Source organism: Acidiferrobacter sp. (assembly GCF_054609335.1).
Genome location: NZ_JBTRWP010000003.1, coordinates 1 through 19,452 on the forward strand (window position 1 = coordinate 1; position 19,452 = coordinate 19,452).

General features: G+C 60.3%; 21 protein-coding genes and 4 pseudogenes. 12 read left to right on the plus strand and 13 right to left on the minus strand.

Features of this window, described 5'->3' with window-relative positions; genetic code table 11:
- Positions 1-234: 234 nt before the first annotated feature.
- Positions 235-468 (minus strand): helix-turn-helix transcriptional regulator, encoded by a 234-nt coding sequence (locus ACYCTF_RS01120; RefSeq protein WP_114282480.1) that lies wholly within the window; start codon positions 466-468, stop codon positions 235-237.
- A 471-nt stretch (positions 469-939) separates the two neighbouring features.
- On the opposite strand from ACYCTF_RS01120, the gene ACYCTF_RS01125 reads away from it, so the two are divergent.
- The 3 genes from ACYCTF_RS01125 to ACYCTF_RS01135 all read left to right on the plus strand — a co-directional run bounded on the left by ACYCTF_RS01125 (position 940) and on the right by ACYCTF_RS01135 (position 1,894).
- Positions 940-1,167, plus strand: a complete 228-nt coding sequence (locus ACYCTF_RS01125) for a hypothetical protein (RefSeq protein ID WP_461282264.1) — start codon at positions 940-942, stop codon at positions 1,165-1,167.
- A 173-nt stretch (positions 1,168-1,340) separates the two neighbouring features.
- Positions 1,341-1,613 carry a CopG family ribbon-helix-helix protein gene (locus ACYCTF_RS01130; RefSeq protein WP_461282265.1) on the plus strand — a complete coding sequence of 91 codons (273 nt, stop codon included), beginning with the start codon at positions 1,341-1,343 and terminating at the stop codon, positions 1,611-1,613.
- Complete coding sequence (locus ACYCTF_RS01135; protein ID WP_461282266.1) at positions 1,601-1,894, plus strand: type II toxin-antitoxin system RelE/ParE family toxin; 294 nt, start codon at positions 1,601-1,603, stop codon at positions 1,892-1,894. The genes ACYCTF_RS01130 and ACYCTF_RS01135 overlap by 13 nt, the downstream gene beginning before the upstream one ends.
- Before the next feature lie 99 nt (positions 1,895-1,993).
- Here ACYCTF_RS01135 and ACYCTF_RS01140 read toward each other — a convergent pair whose 3' ends face one another.
- The 3 genes and pseudogenes from ACYCTF_RS01140 to ACYCTF_RS01150 form a co-directional block, all read right to left on the minus strand.
- Positions 1,994-2,215 (minus strand): type II toxin-antitoxin system HicA family toxin, encoded by a 222-nt coding sequence (locus ACYCTF_RS01140; RefSeq protein WP_461282267.1) that lies wholly within the window; start codon positions 2,213-2,215, stop codon positions 1,994-1,996.
- A pseudogene (locus ACYCTF_RS01145) lies at positions 2,208-2,449 on the minus strand (type II toxin-antitoxin system HicB family antitoxin). Before ACYCTF_RS01145 ends, ACYCTF_RS01140 begins: the two are co-directional and overlap by 8 nt.
- A gap of 239 nt (positions 2,450-2,688) precedes the next feature.
- Positions 2,689-2,913: an addiction module protein gene (locus tag ACYCTF_RS01150; protein WP_461282268.1), complete on the minus strand. Its 225-nt coding sequence runs from the start codon at positions 2,911-2,913 to the stop codon at positions 2,689-2,691.
- Between the two features lie 628 nt (positions 2,914-3,541).
- Here ACYCTF_RS01150 and ACYCTF_RS01155 point away from each other — a divergent pair.
- Both ACYCTF_RS01155 and ACYCTF_RS01160 read left to right on the plus strand, forming a co-directional pair.
- Positions 3,542-3,685: pseudogene (locus ACYCTF_RS01155) on the plus strand (type II toxin-antitoxin system HigB family toxin); the annotation flags it as partial.
- Between the two features lie 9 nt (positions 3,686-3,694).
- On the plus strand, positions 3,695-4,096 hold the full coding sequence (locus tag ACYCTF_RS01160; protein WP_461282269.1) for a helix-turn-helix domain-containing protein: 402 nt from the start codon (positions 3,695-3,697) through the stop codon (positions 4,094-4,096).
- A 505-nt stretch (positions 4,097-4,601) separates the two neighbouring features.
- Here ACYCTF_RS01160 and ACYCTF_RS01165 read toward each other — a convergent pair.
- The 3 genes and pseudogenes from ACYCTF_RS01165 to ACYCTF_RS01175 all read right to left on the minus strand — a co-directional run bounded on the left by ACYCTF_RS01165 (position 4,602) and on the right by ACYCTF_RS01175 (position 5,733).
- Positions 4,602-4,811 carry a DUF4926 domain-containing protein gene (locus tag ACYCTF_RS01165; protein WP_461282270.1) on the minus strand — a complete coding sequence of 70 codons (210 nt, stop codon included), beginning with the start codon at positions 4,809-4,811 and terminating at the stop codon, positions 4,602-4,604.
- Positions 4,798-5,163, minus strand: a pseudogene (locus ACYCTF_RS01170) (DUF6883 domain-containing protein). Before ACYCTF_RS01170 ends, ACYCTF_RS01165 begins: the two are co-directional and overlap by 14 nt.
- Before the next feature lie 117 nt (positions 5,164-5,280).
- Positions 5,281-5,733 (minus strand): hypothetical protein, encoded by a 453-nt coding sequence (locus ACYCTF_RS01175; protein ID WP_461282271.1) that lies wholly within the window; start codon positions 5,731-5,733, stop codon positions 5,281-5,283.
- A 405-nt stretch (positions 5,734-6,138) separates the two neighbouring features.
- Here ACYCTF_RS01175 and ACYCTF_RS01180 point away from each other — a divergent pair, with 405 nt between their 5' ends.
- Positions 6,139-6,444 (plus strand): helix-turn-helix domain-containing protein, encoded by a 306-nt coding sequence (locus ACYCTF_RS01180; RefSeq protein WP_461282272.1) that lies wholly within the window; start codon positions 6,139-6,141, stop codon positions 6,442-6,444.
- Positions 6,441-7,247: an ISL3 family transposase gene (locus tag ACYCTF_RS01185; RefSeq protein WP_461282332.1), complete on the plus strand. Its 807-nt coding sequence runs from the start codon at positions 6,441-6,443 to the stop codon at positions 7,245-7,247. The genes ACYCTF_RS01180 and ACYCTF_RS01185 overlap by 4 nt, the downstream gene beginning before the upstream one ends.
- Before the next feature lie 209 nt (positions 7,248-7,456).
- Here ACYCTF_RS01185 and ACYCTF_RS01190 read toward each other — a convergent pair whose 3' ends face one another.
- From ACYCTF_RS01190 to ACYCTF_RS01205, 4 genes are all read right to left on the minus strand, one after another.
- Positions 7,457-7,741 carry a Txe/YoeB family addiction module toxin gene (locus ACYCTF_RS01190; protein ID WP_461282273.1) on the minus strand — a complete coding sequence of 95 codons (285 nt, stop codon included), beginning with the start codon at positions 7,739-7,741 and terminating at the stop codon, positions 7,457-7,459.
- On the minus strand, positions 7,717-7,959 hold the full coding sequence (locus ACYCTF_RS01195) for a type II toxin-antitoxin system Phd/YefM family antitoxin (protein WP_461282274.1): 243 nt from the start codon (positions 7,957-7,959) through the stop codon (positions 7,717-7,719). The genes ACYCTF_RS01190 and ACYCTF_RS01195 overlap by 25 nt, the downstream gene beginning before the upstream one ends.
- A gap of 306 nt (positions 7,960-8,265) precedes the next feature.
- Positions 8,266-8,628, minus strand: coding sequence for a hypothetical protein (locus ACYCTF_RS01200; protein ID WP_461282275.1), 363 nt, complete (start codon positions 8,626-8,628; stop codon positions 8,266-8,268).
- On the minus strand, positions 8,625-9,671 hold the full coding sequence (locus tag ACYCTF_RS01205) for a transposase (protein WP_461284419.1): 1,047 nt from the start codon (positions 9,669-9,671) through the stop codon (positions 8,625-8,627). The genes ACYCTF_RS01200 and ACYCTF_RS01205 overlap by 4 nt, the downstream gene beginning before the upstream one ends.
- A 99-nt stretch (positions 9,672-9,770) precedes the next feature.
- On the opposite strand from ACYCTF_RS01205, the gene ACYCTF_RS01210 reads away from it, so the two are divergent.
- Together ACYCTF_RS01210 and ACYCTF_RS01215 are read left to right on the plus strand one after the other, a co-directional pair.
- A complete protein-coding gene (locus ACYCTF_RS01210) occupies positions 9,771-10,133 on the plus strand; it encodes a DUF6788 family protein (protein WP_461282277.1) in 363 nt (120 codons plus the stop codon).
- Positions 10,134-10,154: 21 nt separating this feature from the next.
- Positions 10,155-10,346 (plus strand): annotated as a pseudogene (locus ACYCTF_RS01215) (glutathione binding-like protein); the annotation flags it as partial.
- A 515-nt stretch (positions 10,347-10,861) separates the two neighbouring features.
- Here ACYCTF_RS01215 and ovoA read toward each other — a convergent pair.
- A complete protein-coding gene (ovoA, locus tag ACYCTF_RS01220; RefSeq protein ID WP_461282333.1) occupies positions 10,862-12,967 on the minus strand; it encodes a 5-histidylcysteine sulfoxide synthase in 2,106 nt (701 codons plus the stop codon).
- Between the two features lie 562 nt (positions 12,968-13,529).
- Between ovoA and ACYCTF_RS01225 the strand changes: the two genes are divergently transcribed.
- Positions 13,530-14,057 (plus strand): zinc ribbon-containing protein, encoded by a 528-nt coding sequence (locus ACYCTF_RS01225; protein ID WP_461282278.1) that lies wholly within the window; start codon positions 13,530-13,532, stop codon positions 14,055-14,057.
- A 95-nt stretch (positions 14,058-14,152) separates the two neighbouring features.
- Here ACYCTF_RS01225 and ACYCTF_RS01230 read toward each other — a convergent pair whose 3' ends face one another.
- Positions 14,153-14,377 carry a hypothetical protein gene (locus ACYCTF_RS01230; protein WP_461282279.1) on the minus strand — a complete coding sequence of 75 codons (225 nt, stop codon included), beginning with the start codon at positions 14,375-14,377 and terminating at the stop codon, positions 14,153-14,155.
- A gap of 314 nt (positions 14,378-14,691) precedes the next feature.
- On the opposite strand from ACYCTF_RS01230, the gene ppsA reads away from it, so the two are divergent.
- Entirely contained in the window at positions 14,692-17,148 is a 2,457-nt protein-coding gene (gene ppsA, locus ACYCTF_RS01235) for a phosphoenolpyruvate synthase (protein ID WP_461282280.1), read from the plus strand.
- A 360-nt stretch (positions 17,149-17,508) separates the two neighbouring features.
- Complete coding sequence (locus ACYCTF_RS01240; RefSeq protein ID WP_461282281.1) at positions 17,509-19,410, plus strand: potassium transporter Kup; 1,902 nt, start codon at positions 17,509-17,511, stop codon at positions 19,408-19,410.
- Positions 19,411-19,452 lie beyond the last annotated feature (42 nt).

Genomic DNA, 19,452 nt, shown 5'->3' on the forward strand with positions numbered 1-19,452 from the left:
GCCGGCGTCTCCTGAAGAGACTCCAGGAGTACCTCAGCGAGTCGCGCCCGCTCTTCGGCGGACAGCGTACGCGCGACCCTCTCGAGTTCGGATGCCAACATGGCCCCTCCTGCCTATAACAAATAGGTTACAATTATAGCATATAACGTCGGGGACATACGCAGCGGTTCGCGTGCGGCAATGTATCGCGCCGTGGGCTTTGTCTGCAAACACAATCAGCCTTGCCGGGGCGCGCTACCACCACTTGCGACTGAAGTCGGTGGGACTCTGTTGTGGCGGCAGGACCTTGATGCGCCGCTCTTCCAGCCACGCCTGCACGTCCTCCTCGAACCACAGAGGTTTGCCTGTGGGGAGTTTTATGAAGGGTGGTAGCCGCTCCGGATGCCTGATTGTGTAGTCCGTAATCGTGTAGGGCTTCATGTGCAGCACCGCCGCCAGCTGTTTGGCGTCGAGCGTTGTTTTCGGCATACTGGTTCACCACGGTTTTGGCTGTGGTGTTCTTAGGCCCCGGGTGAAATTCACACGGATGTGGCTCCCGCCCGCGGGCGCCCGCCGCGACCGCTTTGGGCGCACTTTGGGCGCACTTCCACTCGAAAAACCGCCTCAGGGACGGAATTATCGGACTGGTAATTCATTGTTTTTGTGGGATTTTGTTGCGGGCGCTCAAGAGCTTAGCGCATTCACACGGCAGGGGTCAGTGGTTCGATCCCACTATCGCCCACCATTAAAATCAAGCAGTTACGATCACTCCTACCGATCACAACCCCGAATATGCGGTCATCCCGCCATAACGCGTATGGCAAATGGAAAGACGTTATGGTGACGTTCCGCAAGCGGCCCGGTTGACCTGGCAAAAACGCCTAGCAGGCGCAGATCATCCGGCGGGGGCACGAGCCTCTCTATAAAACATTCGACACCAAGGCCGGGGCCGGGGCATGGGTGCGCCAGATCGAGAGGGAGAAGGACCGCGGGGTGTTCGTCTCGCGCGCTGAAGCCGAGGCTACGACCTTGTCCGAGGTCCTGGAACGCTACCGGCGGGAGATCACGCCCCGAAAGCGCGGTGCGGCCATCGAGCAATTCCGACTCGACCGATGGGCGCGACATCCCTTGGCCCGCCGCTTCCTGGCCACTATACGCGGGTTAGGCATTTTGTCCGGCTTGACCTGAAGCGCTGCACTGTTTGATGTATGCCCCACGCAAACAGAGATGAGAGGAGGTCGGTGTAGTGCCCCATGTGCTCACGGACGTATGCCCCGCGCGAGCGGGGATGAGGGGGTTAGACTCGAAGACCCGACAATGCCACAATATCACTGGGTATTACCCGGTAATAGGGGCTTCTTATGGCGACATCTCTCAAGATCAGCGACATACTAAAAAATCGTATCCATCGGCTCGCTAGCCAGCGTCGTCGCTCGCCGCACTGGGTCATGCTTGAGGCGATCCAGCAGTACGTCGAGCGTGAAGAGGCGCGAGAAAGCTTCAAACAGGAAGCCCTGGCATCATGGGCAGCTTATCAGGAAACCGGGCGGCATCTGACTGGCGAAGACATTCGCGCCTGGCTGGATACTTGGGGCACCGGTGACGAGAAAGGCGTTCCTGGGTGCCACGAGTAATCATCACCGAGGGTGCGACGGAAGGCTTGGAGCGATGCCGGAAGTTCTTGGCCACCAAGGCCCCTGAAGCCGCCAGGCGGGCCGGCCAGGCGATTGCGCAACAATTTCAACTACTGGAAACGGCCCCTGACGTGGGTCGGCCACTCCCGGATATGCCTGAACTGCGCGAGATGGTAATAGCCTTCGGAGACTCCGGCTATGTGGCCCTGTACCGCCATGATCCCGCCCAAGGCAGGGTGTACGTTCTGGCTTTTCGTCACCAGAAAGAGGCGGGCTACTAAGGTTCCGGCCAGAACTCATCCATTGAACCAACACTGTTCGTGGTCCCCCACCGTATTCCCCACGCCGAGTTTTCTACCGACTAAAGAGCCGCACTCCCTTCAAGACTCAAATTCGCCACGCGACACACCGGATTGGCGAATAATAGACTGCAAGGTTCCCGTACGCGGTTCCTGGTGATTCGGTTCGGGCACCGTCACTGTGGTGTTCGGAAGTTTCTGCTGCATAATGATATGGCTGCCACGCTGACGCGCCTCCACAAACCCGTGCCGAGCCAAGATGGCACAGACCTCCTTCCCGGACAGAACGCGCAGCTTACCCAACGGCCACGTCTACCCGCGTGACATAGACCTCCTCGTGCAGACGCTGCTTGATTTCCTCAGGCGAGGCCGTCTCGAAAAAGAGCTCAAGCGCCTCCTGAAGGTTCGTGCGCGCCTCTTCTATGGTATCGCCTTGGCTTGTATGGTATCGCCTTGGCTTGCGATATCGAGTTCGGGGCAGAGCGAGACATACCCCTGCGCTTCACGCTCGATGATAGCCGTCAGTTGTTTGTGCATGGTATGGTCCTCTGGCGATGACGGGATCGCGGAAACCGATTACCGCCAAAGGCAGTGACGGTGATTCGTGCTTCGCGCGAACCCGAAAGTCCGCGCCTTCGCTCGTCCTCGCGAAAAGTACCACTTTATCGTGGCACGCCGAGCGACGACCCGTTATCCTTAATGCGCGCGACGCGTATTGTAATAGGCGACTTCGGCCGCGAACTCGGCGCGCGAGGGCGCCAAAAACCGCGCCGATTTCACTGGCCGAGGAGGCGCACTTCCGCAAAAACCGCTTCGGCGCTCACACTCTCGAGTTCACCGTGCTCATAGGCCTTAAGACGCGCCTCTATCTCGCGGTTCCAGGCGGCTGCCACCTCGGCCGCCGACGTGTCCTGAAGCGACTCCAGAAACACTTCGACAAGCCGCGCCCGCTCTTTGGCGGAGAGCGTGCGCGCGATGCCCTCCAGTTCGGATGCCAACATAAGCCCTCCTCACCCGCTTAACCAGGACCTCAATCTAGCAGCTAGCTGGTAATCGGCGCGCAATTCACCGCCACCCATACCCAGCATACCCAGGCCGGCCTCTTCTTAGCGCCAGACAAGTCCGAGAAGGGGAATCGAAGTTGCGCGCGGCAGACTAAAGCGCGTTTTGCTCGGTGACGCCCGCCGTCCCTAATCCGTTTTCGCCGGGCGAATGGCTATGTACTCCTTTCAGCCAGAACCGGCAATATTGAGCGTCACAAGCTTACCCGGCGAGCGGCGGCGAGGTTTTCGCCAGGGGCAATACAGGCAGCGCCGCGAGCCACGCCCCACATGGGACTGGCGCCAATACAACAACCTGGAGCCACTCGGGCGTACAGGTGGGGGCGGGGAGCCGCTACAGCGTCTAAGCCGCCGACGAATTGCGGCCAAAGTCGTCGCCAGCATCTCAGCCACGTCTTCGGTGGTAAGCCGCTTGTCTATGAGGTGGATACTACTACCACTCGCGACTGAAGTCGGTCGGACTCGTTTGCGACGGCAAGACCTTGACCCGCCGCTCCTCCAGCCAGACATGAATGTCCTACTCGAACCATAGCGTCTTGCCGGAGGGGGGCCGCACAAAGGGCGGGGCTTGACCGAGGCCCAAGTCGTCTTCAATATCGCTGGCAACAAATACCGTCTGGTCGCCTGGATAAACTATGCGCACAGGGTTCTCTACATCCGTTTCCTGGGCACACACCGACAGTACGACGACATCGACGCGCAGACTATTTGAGAGGATATCATGGACATTCACCCCATCAAGACTGACGCCGACTATCGCGAAGCATTGCGCGAAATCGAAACCCTCATGACGGCGGAACTGGAATCGGAAGCGGGCGACCGTCTCGATGTGCTGGTGACCTTGGTGGAGGCGTATGAGCACAAGCACTTTCCGCTGGATTTACCTGATGCCGTGGAGGCTATCCAATTCCGCATGGAGCAGCAGGGCCTGACTGTAGACGACCTAGTGCCAGCGATAGGACGCAAGAATCGGGTCTACGAGGTTCTGGCCCGCAGGCGCCCGTTGACCCTGCGCATGATTCAGGCCTTGAGCGGGCAATTCCATATCCCGGCCGAAAGTCTCCTCAACCAACAGAGCCAAGGCAAGCCACGGCATCCATCCCGACGCACGGTGCCTGCATAACGAACGACATGCGGGACTTCCTCCAGGCGCAACAGAGAGCGGCCGCTCGTGATGCCTGGTATCCGCCGCAGTGTACACACGCCTCGGCACCGTCTGTGTAGCTGCTGTTGACTCCCTGCATGGACGCCGGATGCTCCCCCACGTTATTCTTGCCCAAAACCCACCAGTAGCAGGATTTGTGGAAATCTGCGAAGGCTTTGCGGCACTTGCTGATGAGCGGGTGGGGAACCCCCCTGACCCGCCATGATGTGGACAGGAAACCCACACCCACGGTCACGACCGAGGAGATTTTTGCCCTGCACGAGCACCTCAACCTCTCCCGCGCCGTGTTCGCGCGTACCCTGCGCGCCACAACATCCGCACCCTGGAAAATTGGGCACAAGGCCGGGCGCGGCGCAAGGCCAAAGTCGTTCTCTTGATTCGCATGATGGAGAACTACCCGGATGCGGTGGCGCGGCCCTCAGGGCCTTCGTAAGCGCGTCCAGGCGTGCGGATCCGGGCCAGGTTACGCGACCCTGAGCGCCGGACGATGGTGGAGCACCAGCCAATCGGCCTCGGGTGCCGCGAGGAAGGCATAGGGCTCTCCCTCGACGTCCGCGAATTCCACCAAATAGACGCCCGGGGACGGGGCATCCACAACGGTACCGACCTGCCCGCGCCGCAAGCTTTCCTCGGGATAATCCTTGACCAAAGCGACGACATCAAGCGTTTTCATATCCACCTCGCAATGCCACCTTACGCACGTAACAACTAACCAGACGCGGTACTTCTTCCCCTCCGCGGATTATCCACACCGACCGCACAGGCGCCGTTCTGCCCCCAACCTGCATGATGAAATCCACGACGTACAAATCACCCTACGGGGTGGTTCCCGCTCGCTCTGCCGACTCCTCTGCCGCGGCTTTGCGAAGGGCCTTCTTCAAGATGTCGGCCTGTGCCGGTCCTAGACCAAGCACGGACTGGAAAACGCGCGCCTTGTGCCGGCCCTCCGGGTGCTCAGGACTCAGGCAATACCCGACGAGCTTGTCCTCTCCAACAATAGCCCGCTCTCCGCCTGGGAGCTTCACGGTCTCATCTCGCCCATCTCGCCCTCGCCACGCGAAAAAGTATAACGCGCCCCCTTGGGCGCGCAAAGCCGGACGTGAACCGGGTAACCCGGACTCCTAGCCCAGCAATGCCCCTTATTACCCTTCGCCCCGAGCCCCCGCCTCCCGAAACGCCGCATACACGAGACGCGCCAGCATGCCCTGCATGGCAGCGAAGGTCCTGTCGTCCTTGAGAATCTGGTCGGCGATGCGGTTATGCCCTTCCTGGCCGTCGAGTACGATATCGGTGAAGATATTCTTGAAATCGCCGAGCGCGAACTGCTCCTCGGTATTGGTGGCGGCTTGGGCGGCCAGCGTCTCGTTTTCCAGGAGCTTGCCCTTAATGGTGGTGACGTAACCCACCATGTCGGCCTCGCTCAAATCCCCGGAGAAGAGGTCGTTCATCTTCTCGACGATTTCAGCGAGCTTGCGCTGTTCGTCCGTGTGCGCCGTACCGGTCCCGGCTTCGCTCACCGGCTGGAGAGGCGTGGCCTCCCCGCCTTCGAGGTCGAGCGATTGTTCAGCGAGGCGCTGCAGACGGTAATGCGTCAACCGCACGTCGGCGTCAATCTGGAGGACACCGCTCCAGCAATTCTCAATGTGGGGCTCTATCCGACGTTCCCCACGGTATCGGCTTGATAATCAGGTAGGGCTGATGGGTGTGGCGGCGTAAACGGGCCAGGGTGGGATAGGCGTTAGGTAGGGTGATGTCTGTCGGGGTGTACAAGGGCTTGCAATGGAGGGTAAACACGGGGTCTCCTCTTAAGTTGTTGACGACTCATCGACAACCAAAAGAGGAGGCCCAGAGCCGCCTGACGTGGCTTACGAAAATACACCGCCTGAACGATCGGGAAATCACCGCACCCATTCCAACAACGCGATACGGAACTCCATCTCTGGGTCAAGCCCTTCAAAAACGGCTGCCGCTGCCCGGTGTGTGAGCGCCGCTGCCCCATCGTGCGCCAGGCCCAGGAGGCCCGTTCCTGGGAGGACGTAGCGATCTTGGGCCGCAAGACTCTGTTCTGGTACGCGCCTAAAGAGATCGTCTGTCCGACCCATGGGCTCGTGCAGGAGAAAATCCCATGGGCGGCCCCTTATGCCCGCATCACCTATCGCCTGGAGTTTCGGATCTGTGCGCTCTGCCAGATCATGACGCAAAAGGCAGCGGCCGCCATACTGAAGATGGCCCCGTCGACGCTCTCTAACTGTCTGCACCGGGTCATCACCCGCGTGCGTATGGGCATAAGATCCGGGGCTTGGTGACCCTCGGTGCCGACGAGATCGCCTACTGTAAGGGTAGGAAATACGCTACGATACTCTCTGACCTGGACCGTTCGCACGTCGTGTGGGTGGGGCGGGGTTTGGGCCGCGAGACCATCGACCGGTTCTTCAATGGGGAGGTATCGGATGGCCAGAAGCAGCGCATTCGCTGGGCGAATTGCGACAGGGGCCGCGCCTATACCGGGGCCATTAAGGAGCACTGCCCGAATGCTACCCTCGTGATCGACCGCTTTCACGTGGTGAAGGCCTTGAACGAGGCGCTTGATGCCGTCCGGAAAGACGAGTGGCGGGGACTGGATAAACGGGGGCGTCAGGCCATCAAGGGGCTGCGGTGGATGCTCGGGATGCATGCACGCAATCGCTCCAAGAAACAGTCGCGCTTCTTAAACGCGCCACGCACCTCCAACCGCCGCATCCATCGCGCCTGGCATTGCCGGCCGCATGGCCGGGTCTTGAAGGATGAGTTCGAGCGCGTCTGGCACTTCACATACCCCGGTGCGGCCAAACAGTTCTTGAAGCGCTGGATGACGGCCGCCTTAAGAAGCCGCTTACCCTCTCTCAAGAGGTTTGTGACCACCGTGCGTAACCATTTCGATAACATCCTCTCCTTCATGGGACGCCCGCTCACCAATGCCGTGGGCGAAGGCATCAACCGTCTACTCAAGATCGTGAAGAACCGCGCCTCGGGATTCCGCGGTTTGGAGCCCTTCGCTGACCTGATCTTCCTGACCATCGGAGACCTTGATATCCCTGCGCACATTCCTTCCGATTTACGTACGTTGTGAGGGCAGAGGAAACCACTATGAAGCTAGGGAATCTGAGGGTTTTAGTGGTGGGGAGATCCGGATATAGCCATATTATTGTCTTCCAGCCAAAGACCGAATTAGATGCTCGTGCGTATTCTGGTCATCGTGATCAACGGTGGTTGGTGCGTAGCGCCGGTCCCTTTGTTTTAATGTAAGAGCCTCAGAGGCGAGCCATTTTTGATGCTTGTTTATTCGTAGTGAGTCCACAATCGCAACACTTTAACGATTCGTTCCTTATCTAGTACTTGATAGACCAAACGGTGCTGAATATTGATCCGGCGCGAATACGTGCCCGCAAGATCGCCAACAAGCTTTTCGTAAGGCGGCGGTTTGCGGTAGGGATCCTCAGAAAGTACCGTCAGGAGTGCTTGTGCCTTAGGCTTCAGCCCAGAGGACGCCAGTTTTTTTGCGTCCTTCTGCGCCTGTTTCGTGTAGATCAGTCGCCAACTCACCAATCCAGGTCCTGAGCACATTCGTCGACAGACGCACCAACACCTTCCCGGATTGATTCACGCATCCCTGGGACAGACAAAAGGAACAGCGTTTCCTGAATTGCGGTCCAATCCTCGTCCGAAATCAGAACCGCCTTATTCCTCTTGCCTGAAATAAGTATAGGTTGATGAGAAGAGGCGGTCTCATCAATGAGTTGGTACAGGTTGGCGCGCGCTTCACTAGCGGTAATGGCGGTCATAAGTTATCTCAAGAAAACTTTGCTCTGTATGGTACGCTAATACGTACGTACGTCAATAGGTACGTATTATTTGGCAAGCTACCGGGCCTACTCGTGCTGGCAATTAAACACTAAGTTACACTAAATGACACTTAGTGTTGAGTCATGTCTCATGCCACCTCTCCGATACTTGATGCAAAGTTTAGCAACGCTCGCCACCCCAGAGCGCTATCTATCCACGTCCGATGACTTGCGTGCGCTCTAGGTTCGGCCCTACCCTTGGACAAAATCTCCGGATCCTTAAGTGCTAGACAGTGCCAACTTTTCCTATGCTGCCAATTTGTATTTCTCCTGCGGCGCATCGCGACGACGATATGTCTCGATTATTTTCTCGAGGCCAGGGAATTTAGCGGCAACCGCGAAAAATGCCGGCAGTCCGCTGCGCAGGGTGTAGGCGACGACCAGTTCGGATGGCGGCATGGCCTCGTTCATGGTGCGTAACCAGCTGCGAAAGCCGTGCCAGACTGCAGCCGTGTGGTTGATGGCAAGGTGCTGCAGCAATCCCTGAGCGATTACCCCGAGTGGCCCTTGGACGTGATAAGCGTTGAGCTTACGTCGTATCTCGGCGCGGTAGCCATCCGATGTCCGGTGCAGATACTGATCGCCACTGCCACGTCGAATCGGCTTCATGTCGGCGATCCAGAAATGATAGGCATGAGCCCCAAGACGTGGACAGCCTGTTTGAATCCGATCTCAATTTTGAAACGGAATCCGTAAAGTTGCAGGATCTCCATGGGTTCGAGTGTGAGGTCGGTGCAGAGTAGAAATATCGTGCCACGATGAGGGTGGTGGACGATCACAAATCGCACGAGGTGTCCCACGGGGCGCCAGATCAAATTCCTGACGCGGTACCGCACCTGCACATGGTTCTCGCCGTAGACAGGACTGGGCGCCTCGATGAAGGCATGTTCCTCTTTGGCCGCGTCCTTAAGTCGCACCTTGTGACCATAGAGTTTTGGCCTTCCCTTGCCGCGACTGACAGGCGCGGGTGCCGGCCAATAGGCCACCACGCAGCCCTTGGCCCGTGCCAGGAGTTGGTGGCCACCGGCCAGCAAGGGCAGGATGATTTTTGCGCTCGCGTAGTAGGCGTCAGCGATGAGCAGAACCTGCCGCTGGCACATCCCGACCAATGTCAACAGGAGCGCCACCAGTTTATCGAGGAGCGTACCGGCATCGCGGTTGGAGAACACCAATCCCTCATGGATCCGCGACACCAGCGGCACGGCAGCCACCTGTCCGGCTGCGCACTGCACCAGCATGGAAATGGCCTGCATCGAGTGCCCCATGATGTAGGTAGGCTTAGTGTTACCGGCCCATTGTTGATGCAGCAGCTTCACGCCCGGCATCTTGCGACCCTCCTTGGGTGCTTTTATCCCGTCGGCGAGGAAGACCAGGCGCGAGTTCACCTCGAATGGACGAAATAGCCTCAAGCATAGGCGTAGCCAGCAAGCCGTCAGTGTTTCGAGATTGAGTCCTGCGCTGTGGAAGAAATGCAGGAAGCGGTGATAAGCCTTGCCGGAGAAATCGAGCGCTCGCACGAAGCTAGTAACGCCGGCATTGTCCGCGCGGCAGCACAGACCTGCCAGAGTCAGTGGCATCCAGAAGAATGTGCGGGTACGGGAACACGCTGGACGCAGTTCGAGCACGGCTGTCAGCCAATAATTCCAGAGCATAGATTCTCCACACAGTTTCTCGCAATGTCCGATAGCATTCTCCGGCTACCGGACGCAACATGCTATACTTCAGCGACGCAAACAGGGATCCATTTCATCATGGCCACGAACCGCGAAACGACACTGGAGAAACAGATAGAGAAAACCAAGAAGGCGTTGGTGGCGCTGGGAGATATGCGCCCAGGCAGTCTGTCAAAACAGTACAACGTATGTGGCAAACCGGGATGCAGCTGCAAGGCAGACCCGCCTAAAAAACACGGTCCCTACTACCAGGTGAGCTACACGCGCAAGGGAAAGAGCAGCAGTAAGTTCGTCAAAAAAGAAGATTTGCCTGAAGTGCGAAAGCAGATCAAGAATTACGAGAAGATGAAGCTACTGGCGGACCACTGGATTGATTTGGCGACGGAATTATCCAATCTCAGGATCGCCAAAGAAAAAGCTAAAATCACAGCGAGAACTTAGCACTGTCTAGATAGAAGCAGAAATAGAATTTTACGGTGCATGGAGATTGTGGATAAGCGGCTTATGGAACGCGACTTTCTTTGTGGTGAGGTATCTATAGCGGATATCGCTATAGATACCTGGGTCTGCATTCTTGAGGAATTCACGGATGTGCCGTTGGCTACCTTTGGTCATGCCATGGCCTGGTCCAGACGCGTGGAGGCGTTATCCTGAGGCGTCGCTCTGTTCGGCCAAACCTCGGTGTGGACACACAGCTTAGGGCTTGCGCAACTAATGAAGCAAAGTCGCGGTCTGCCAGAGCCTTGCCACCAGCCTCGCGAGAGGGGAATATAGCCCAGGTGTTGCGGCTCTAAGCGTCAGCCCAGAGTCGGTATATAGCGTCTGGGCGCGCGCCATGTTTGCGCACACCCCGCACACTAACGTCCGCACGGCGAAAAATTGGGAACAGGGCCGGGCCCGTCCCAATGCCCAGAGCGCTCCTTTGAAACAAACACTGGAGGGTTACCCCGATACGGTGGCGTGGTTGGCGGAAATGACTTGAGGGCCGGTGTCGCCCAGGCACCCTGGGTCTATTTGTGACACCAACACGGGGGGCCATCCAGTCCGAGCGTCAACCACGGCCCACGCCACCGGCAAGCCGCAATAGTCTCTGGCAGAGGACCACGGGGTCGGGCCCCCGGCCCCATGCGCCGATTACGGATCACCGCGGAACTCTCTCGACTGGCCCTCTATAGCCGCTCCCATAGGGTCACTTGCGCAACCGAGTGCTGAAACTTGCGCGCGGTTTCGCGGATCACGAACGGAAGATCGAGGGGGCAGTCCGGGAGGAGCCGAAATTCACGCCGAAGAATCTCCTGGAGGGCGTCAAAGGTAGTCCATGTCTCGCCGTGTTTCTTGAAGCCTCCAAGCCATTCATCACGCGGCGTGTGCTCCATAAGCCATGTGTAAGGGGATGTGAGCACGAGCAGGCCGCCCGGGTTGATGCGTGCGCCAATATCCTCGAGGAAGCGCCGGGGCTGATAAAGCCTATCGATCAGGTTGGCCGCGACGACGAGATCATAGCCCCGAAAATGGGGCTTCAGATTGCAGGCGTCGGCTTGAAAAAACTCCACGACCTGCGCGCGCTCGGCAAGCCCGAGCTCCTCGAACTGTACGGCATGATGGCTCTTGATCTCCCCTTCCACAGGAAGCGTGTAGGTGTATTGCCCGGCGGCGCGCAGCCGCGTCCCCACTTGAATGAAGCGGATCGAGAAATCGAGCCCCGTGACGCTCTCAAAGGCCCGCGCGAGCTCGAAGCTCGTACGCCCGACAGCGCAGCCGAGATCCAAGGCCCGCCGCATGGGACGCCCCCGCATGGCGGCGACTGCCACCGCCGCCACCGCCGCCGGGAAGTTCGCCACCCCAAAATGCTGGGCCCCATAATGGAATTCGAGGTATTGGGAGACCGCCTCGTCCGTCTCGTACACGGGCACCTCCGGCAGCGCATTGGGGGATTCCACATAACGGAAGCCCGCATGTTGAAAAAAGTGACGACGAAACGCGTAGCGCGCTTCCACCTGGGTTTCGTCACCGAGACTCATGAAAGACCCTCCCTTCATGAGATTGTGCTGTTGGTCGAAGGTGGGCACCGAGAAGTCGTCGTAATGGGGGTGGGTAGCAAAGCCCTCGTAGGGATAGATGGGCGTCACAGTCCACTGCCAGACGTTACCGACCACATCGTAGAACGCCCCGTGCCGAAAACGATCGACAGCACAGGGCGAGGCGCCATGGGCGAGCCCCGTATTCGCCGGGACATCGGTCCATTGATCGCCCTCCGAAAGGCCACTCATGTCCCGAAGCCTGCGCCACTCATCCTCGCTCGGCAACCGCAAGGAACAGCCGGTCTGCGCCGACTTCCATGCGCAGAAGGCCTGCGCCTCGTGGCAATTCACCTCCACAGGCCAGTTCCATGGCATGGGCCGCTCACAAGCGAGAAGCCGTAGTTTCCAGCCCTCAAAGCCCTCGACCCAGAATGTCGGATGCCGCGCACATGCAAACTCCTGCCAGCGCCCACCCTCCTCCGACCACCATTGCGATTGCGTATAGCCCCCGGCCTCCACGAAGGCCCGGAACTCCCCGTTACTCACGAGATACCGACTCGCCGCAAAACCACGCAGCATGGCTTCGTGACGCCCGTATTCATTATCCCAGCCATATAAGGGATGCCGCCGCTCCTTGCCCGCCACCACAAGCCCGCCGGGCGCCGGGATGAGCGCATTGGTGGGCGCCTCCGCGGCGTCGGCCCAAGGCGCAAACTCCGCCACCGGACGCACCCGGGATAAAGGCAGCTGACGGATCAGGACGGAGCTCGTCTCAAGATGGATGTTCTCGTGTTCTATGCCCATCAGGATGACCCACCAGGGCGAATCCATGCCGATGGGTAAAGTCAGCGGCAAGGTGTTTATCGTTTCGTCCACGAGTGCGCGCACCTGCGCGCGATAGGCACGAACCTCACTCACCGAAGGCCATGCGACCTCGTGCAAATCAAGATCGTCCCAGGACATCTCATCGACTCCCACGGCAAAGACCGCCTCGAGTGTGGGATTTAGGCGCTCGGTGATAAGCCCCGCGACCTGGAACTTATTCACATAAAACGTCGCCGTGTGCCCAAAATAAAAGATCAGCGGATGGCGTAGCGTAATGGCCTGCTCATACCAAGCCTCGGGGGTTGCCAGATGCTCGAAGAGCCGCTCATAGAGCGAGAAGGTCTCGTGGAATACATACCGGATCTCGGCCCTCTTGGCTGCCACATCATCGCCATCTAAGCAAATGAGAGGGATGCGCAAAGGGCGCATGGTCTGATGGCCGACGTTGTCTGGATTCGGTAGCATGGTTCCTCGAATATTTCGATGGCCGATCACTCAACGGCCGTTTTGCAAGGTTGCGGCGAAGGGCGCCGGTCGCCGCGTGGCAGGCCTGGCGCGGCCATAGGCGATTGCGTCAACGATACGGCCCCAACAAGACGGGGTGACGGCGCACATCGTTCCTGGTCGTGACCCATACACGGACCGACGACAGGAAATGTGCAATCATTGGAGTTTGGCGCAATTTTACCAGATTAAGGGCTTGGACCCAAGCGGTCCCGCAGGTGACGCAGTTCTCGACCCCGCCCCCGCGACACGACCCTTGAGACGGTAACTCACCAACGCCCCGCGGATCCTCAGCTGCCTCAACTATGGCTGCCGGCGCGCCGAGAGAAGTGTCCCGCCTGGGGACTTGTTGGCGCACGCCCCTCCGAGACCTTGACAGGACTCGGTGTCGCTCGCGTATTGCCTTCTTGCGACCCACAGACCACAATCATCTTAAGAACCCGAAAAAGGGTATCGTCATCGCCACTATCCCGTCGGGAGGCACGTCATGAAAACGCACCCCTCATCCGATAAAGACCTCGAGACCATGGGCGAGGCCTATCGCGAGCTCCTGGAGGGCGCCCTGCGCAAGGCCCGTCAGGGCGGCAGCAGTCTCTTTCATTGGCTTGGCGGTCACGGTCACGACGACCCCCAACATGACATCGATCAAAAGGGCCGCGAAGTGGCCGAGCTCGAACGCTACGTGCGACGCGATCTTGCCGACTCGGCGCGCTACCGCCACGAGACCGGGCGTGATCTCCATGATTGGCTGGGATTCGATGTTGCTCTGATCGAACAGGCCTTCTGGAATATTTTCTCAGACGCCGCCGATCAGACGCTGCTCGCGGTGCATGAGATGCGACTACAGGCCGAGGTAAGCGAATACCACACCGGTGAAATGGTGGGCCTTGGCACCCTGGCGTGCGACAAATGCAACGAACGCCTGCACTTCTCCGCGGTCGCGCGCATCCCCCCCTGCCCTCGGTGTGGCGGGACGCACTTTCATCGCGCAGTAGATGGACCACCTCTCGCCTGACGGCGGGCCAGAGGGCCGGATACAGCCATGCCCCTCACGCGGCCCCTACCGGCACCCAAGGGCCGCGCCTTAGGAAAACACCTGATCCACGCCGCTTAGTGCGTGCGACCTTCCCCGCCCATGGGGCTTGGATTGTCGAGATTCACCGTAAAATCCGACCCCGGATGCTCGGTCATGATGTCGAGATAGGCCTTTCGGCTCACCTCGTCATCGAAATAGATCTTGAGCGCATTGGGGCCCATCCCTTCCATAACAAAAGGATGTCCTTCGGTGTCCACGATGGTGTGACCTGTGATCGGGTCAGTCCTTTCGATACGCATACGCGCCTCCATCCTCATTCGAGGGAAAAACGCACTGCATCCGAGCCTGCTATATGCCTCCGGGACCCCCTTGTCAATGAGCGGCGACAAAGGCTTCCCGGTCCTTTCATCACCCTCGCACGACCCCGGACGCGCATCGATATGGCCGGGGCCCCAGCCGCGCCTAGCATCCTGAGCGCTAGCGCAAAACGGCATGCGGCCCAGTCCGCGCCGCACCTCGCGCCGCTCTCCGGCGCACTACGCCCCGGGCTTTCGGCGACCGACAAAGCGACTATCATGGGGTTTAGGGCCTTGACCCTGGAGGGCGGTCGATCATGATCCGCAAGGAATGGATTCGGTTCTTCGCCGACATTGATGGCGGGGATGTCGTGCTTGTCGGGGGCAAGAACGCATCGCTCGGCGAACTCTACCGCCACTTGACGCCCCGCGGGGTCCGTGTCCCCAACGGTTTCGCGGTCACGACCCAGAGCTACCGCGCCCACCTCGCGGCAGCCGGCGGCGAGCTGGCCCTGCGTGCCCTGTTCGACGGGCTCGACCCCCAGGACGTCACCGATCTCGCGCGACGAGCACAGGCGGCGCGCACGCTCTTCACTCAGACACCGCTGCCACCGGATATACGCGCCGCCATCCTGCGTGCCTATGGGCGTCTCAAAGAACAATATGGGGACGGAGTCTCGCTTGCGGTCCGCTCCTCGGCCACCACCGAGGATCTGCCGACAGCGAGCTTCGCCGGACAACACGACAGTTATCTCGCGATTCGCGGCGAAGACGCCCTGCTCGATGCCTGCGTACGCTGCTTTGCGAGCCTCTTCAATGATCGCGCCATCCATTACCGGCTCGCGCAGGGGCTCGGCCCCGCCGACGCGGCCCTCTCGGTCGGGGTCATGAAAATGGTGCGCTCCGACCTCGCCGCCTCGGGCGTCATGTTCTCGCTCGATACAGAATCGGGGTTTCGGGATGTCGTGTTCATCACCGCGTCCTATGGGCTTGGCGAGACCGTAGTTCAGGGGGTCGTGGGCCCGGATGAGTTTTACGTCTTCAAGCCAACGCTCGCGGCGGGCCTGCGCACCGTGCTGCGCCGGACGCTCGGCACGAAGGCCATTAAGACCGTCTATGCCCCCGAGGGATCGGCCGCGACGACCGAGACCGTCGATGTGGCGCGCGATGACCGCAACAGGTTCTGCCTTACGGATGAGAAGGTGCTGGCGCTCGCCGATATCGCGGTCGCCGTCGAACGCTATGCAAGCGAAAAGGCCGGGCGAGCACAGCCCATGGATATGGAATGGGCGCTCGATGGAGAAGACGGTGTCTTATACCTCGTCCAAGCGCGCCCCGAGACTGTGATCTCGCGCGCCTCGGGCATGCTCCTCGAGGAATACAGCCTGAAGGGCGAGAGCACCGTGTTGGCCACTGGACGCGCAGTGGGCGCACGCATTGGCGTGGGCCGAGTCCGCGCCATCAGCGATCGCGAACGGATCCGCGACTTCAAGGACGGCGAGGTGCTGGTCGCCAACGACACAACCCCGGACTGGGAACCCATCATGGCGCGGGCGGCGGCTATCGTCACGCGTCGCGGCGGACGCACATGCCATGCCGCCATCGTCGCGCGCGAACTCGGAGTGCCGGCCGTAGTCGGCGTGGAGAGCGGCTTCGAGCATCTGACGACCGGCGCGGAGGTGACCGTGTCGTGCGCGCAAGGCGAAACCGGGCGCGTGTACCAGGGTGCCCTGCCCTTCGAAGTCGCGCGCACGGACCTAAGCGCGCTTGCGCGGCCGGCGACCCATATCATGATCAATATCGGCAACCCGGCCGCCGCCTTCAGAGTAAGCCGCCTACCCAATGATGGCGTGGGACTTGCGCGCATGGAATTCATCATCAACGAGGCAATCGGTATTCATCCCATGGCGATCGCGCACCCGGAACGGGTCGAGGACCCGGAGGCCACGCGGGAGATCAGCCGCCGTGCCCGCGGCTATGCGAGCCCCGCCCATTTCTTTGTCGAGCGCCTCTCGGAGGGCATCGCAACCATCGCCGCCGCCTTCTACCCTAAGCCCGTCGTGGTGCGCCTCTCGGACTTCAAGAGCAACGAATACGCCGCCTTGATCGGAGGGCGCGCCTTCGAGCCGATCGAAGACAATCCGATGCTCGGGTTCCGTGGGGCTGCGCGCTATGTCCATCCGCGCTACGCCGATGGGTTCGCACTCGAGTGCGCCGCCTTGCGACGGGTGCGCGAGGACATGGGCTTAAAGAACGTCCTCATCATGATCCCCTTCTGTCGCCGCGTGCAGGAGGGAAAAGAGGTGGTGACGCGGCTTGCCGAACTTGGACTCACACGTGGCGAGGACGGTCTCGCCCTCTACCTCATGTGCGAGATCCCCAATAACGTGCTTTCGATCGACGCCTTCGCGCGCGACTTCGACGGATTCTCCATAGGCAGCAACGACCTAACGCAGCTGACTCTGGGCGTCGACCGCGACTCCGCGATCGTCGCCTCCTCCTACGATGAGCGCGACCCGGGTGTCAAAGCCATGATCCGGCTCGCCGTCGAAGGCAGTCGTCGCAACGGACGCCACTCGGGGCTCTGCGGTCAGGCACCATCTGACTATCCCGAGATCGCCGACTTCCTAGTCGAGATCGGGATCGACTCCATGAGCCTGAACCCCGACGCCGTCCTGCCCGTCACGCGCCAAGTCCTGGAGACCGAAAAACGGCTCGGCCGCTCCCCACGGAAGGAGTCATCTCCCACGCATACGGACACAGAGGCCCGATGAGACTGCCGTTTGGGTTTGAGCGGTCACAAACGGCCCGTTGATCCCAAAGAACTCCCCCGGGAGGCCCGCGTGCCCGTTCAACACGGCCCATGGCCTTGAGGAGACCCCGAAGAGGTTTTGCGGGGGCGGGGGACGCGAACGGCGAAGACGCACCCCTTTACGCGCAGGCCAGCGTGCCCAAGGCCTTTTGCGCGCGGCACCACATGGGACGCGCGCGGCCACGCGACCTGAAAATCGCAGCGCACAGACCGCTGTGGGCCGCCCTAGCTCTTCGGGCAGGCTTTGATATGCGCGCCCGACTCGCTATCATGCGCGGCTACGCCCCGCCCAGCGGGTCTCTACCTCGGGTTCGATCTGCGCATGAAAGATGACAGCAAAGCGGCGCTCCCCTGGCTTGCCATGGCCACGCTCGGTGTCGTATTCGGCGATATCGGCACAAGCCCCCTCTACACCGTGAGCGCCTGCCTGAGCGCGCTTTCGATCTCGACGACTCCCACCCACCTGCTTGCCATCTTGTCGCTCATCCTCTGGGCGCTGATCCTGATCGTGGCGGTCAAATACGCCTGGTTCGTCATGCGCGCGGATGAACACGGCGAGGGTGGCATCATGGTCCTCACGGCACTTGCCGCCCGTGCCACACCCGAGGGCTCGCGTGGCCGCTGGGTCATATTTGCTCTAGGACTCCTCGGGGCCGCGCTCTTCTATGGAGACGGCGCCGTGACCCCCGCGATCTCGGTCCTATCGGCGCTGCAAGGCATGGAGATCGCGTCGACGCGGTTCACGCCCTTCGTGGTCCCCCTATCGGTCGGTATCATCGTCGGTCTTTTCTGGATTCAAAGGCGCGGGACCGGGACCATAAGCCGCCTCTTCGGCCCAGCCATGCTCGCCTGGTTCCTGCTCCTGTTCGCATCAGGCCTCGGATGGGTCGTGCAGAGCCCCTCCGTGCTACGCGCCCTCGATCCGTGGCTTGGCTTGCATATGCTGATGAATCACGGCGTCGGGGGTTTCACCATCCTCGGGGCGGTGGTATTGGCGGTGACGGGCGCCGAGGCCCTGTATGCCGACATGGGGCACTTCGGGGCCCGCCCGATCCGCCTCGCTTGGTATTTTGTAGTACTGCCGTCCCTCGCCTTCAATTATCTTGGCCAAGGGGCTCTGCTCATCCTCCACCCCGCGGCCGCCAAGAATCCTTTTTTCGAGATGTTTCCGCATTGGGCCACGATCCCCATGGTAGTAGTGTCGGGGATTGCCACCGTCATCGCCTCGCAATCGATCATCACCGGCGCCTATTCGGCTACGCGCCAGGCCTCCATGCTCGGCTATCTGCCACGACTTACGATAAGGCACACCTCGGCGGCCGAGCGGGGCCAGATCTATCTGCCCGGACTGAACTGGGTCTTGATGATCAGCGTCATCCTGATCATCCTGGCCTTCAAGTCCTCGAACGCCCTGAGCTTCGCCTACGGCACGGCGGTGACGGGCACCATGCTCTTTACGACCATCCTGGTCTTTTTCGTGGCCCGCGAGAACTGGCAGTGGCCAATCTGGAAGGCCAGCCTCTTTTGCGGCTTCTTCGGCCTCCTGGACGGGGTCTTTTTCGGCGCCAATGTCTCCAAATTCGTAGATGGTGGATGGGTGCCGGTCTCTATCGGCGTCGTGGTCTTTACCCTGATGTCCACATGGCGCCGCGGACGCAAGCTGCTCTCACAGGCGCTCGCGCCCTCAGCGCTGTCGATACCCGACTTCCTCGGCATGATGGCGGTGAGCCCCATCGACCGAGTACCCGGAACGGCGGTCTTTCTCACCGTTCGCGTCGGCGGCATCCCCCACACCCTCCTGCATAATCTCAAGCACAACAAAGTCCTACACGAACGCGTCGTCATCCTGACGATCCAGTTCGAGACCACACCGCGTGTGCCGCGCGCCGAGCGCACCACGATCCGCGACTATGGTGAGGGCATCTACGGTCTTACCGCCCGCTACGGCTTCATGGAACAACCGGACATCCCCGAGGTCTTGGGGACGGCTAACCTGCCCTTTCACTGGAACCCGGCCGACACCACCTACTTTGTTTCACGCCAGCACATCCTACCCAAGGCAGGCGGTTCGCTCAGCTTGTGGCGCCAGAGACTCTTTGCGGTCATGTTGAAAGCTTCGGCCACCGCCATCGATTTTTTTCGTCTGCCAGCCAATCAAGTGATGGAACTGGGCGACATCGTCGAACTCCCTCAACGGATCCAGCAGCCCCCCACCGATCCCTGACGGCCGTCACACACCGCGCGCCGCGAAGAGGTGCGGGGAAGT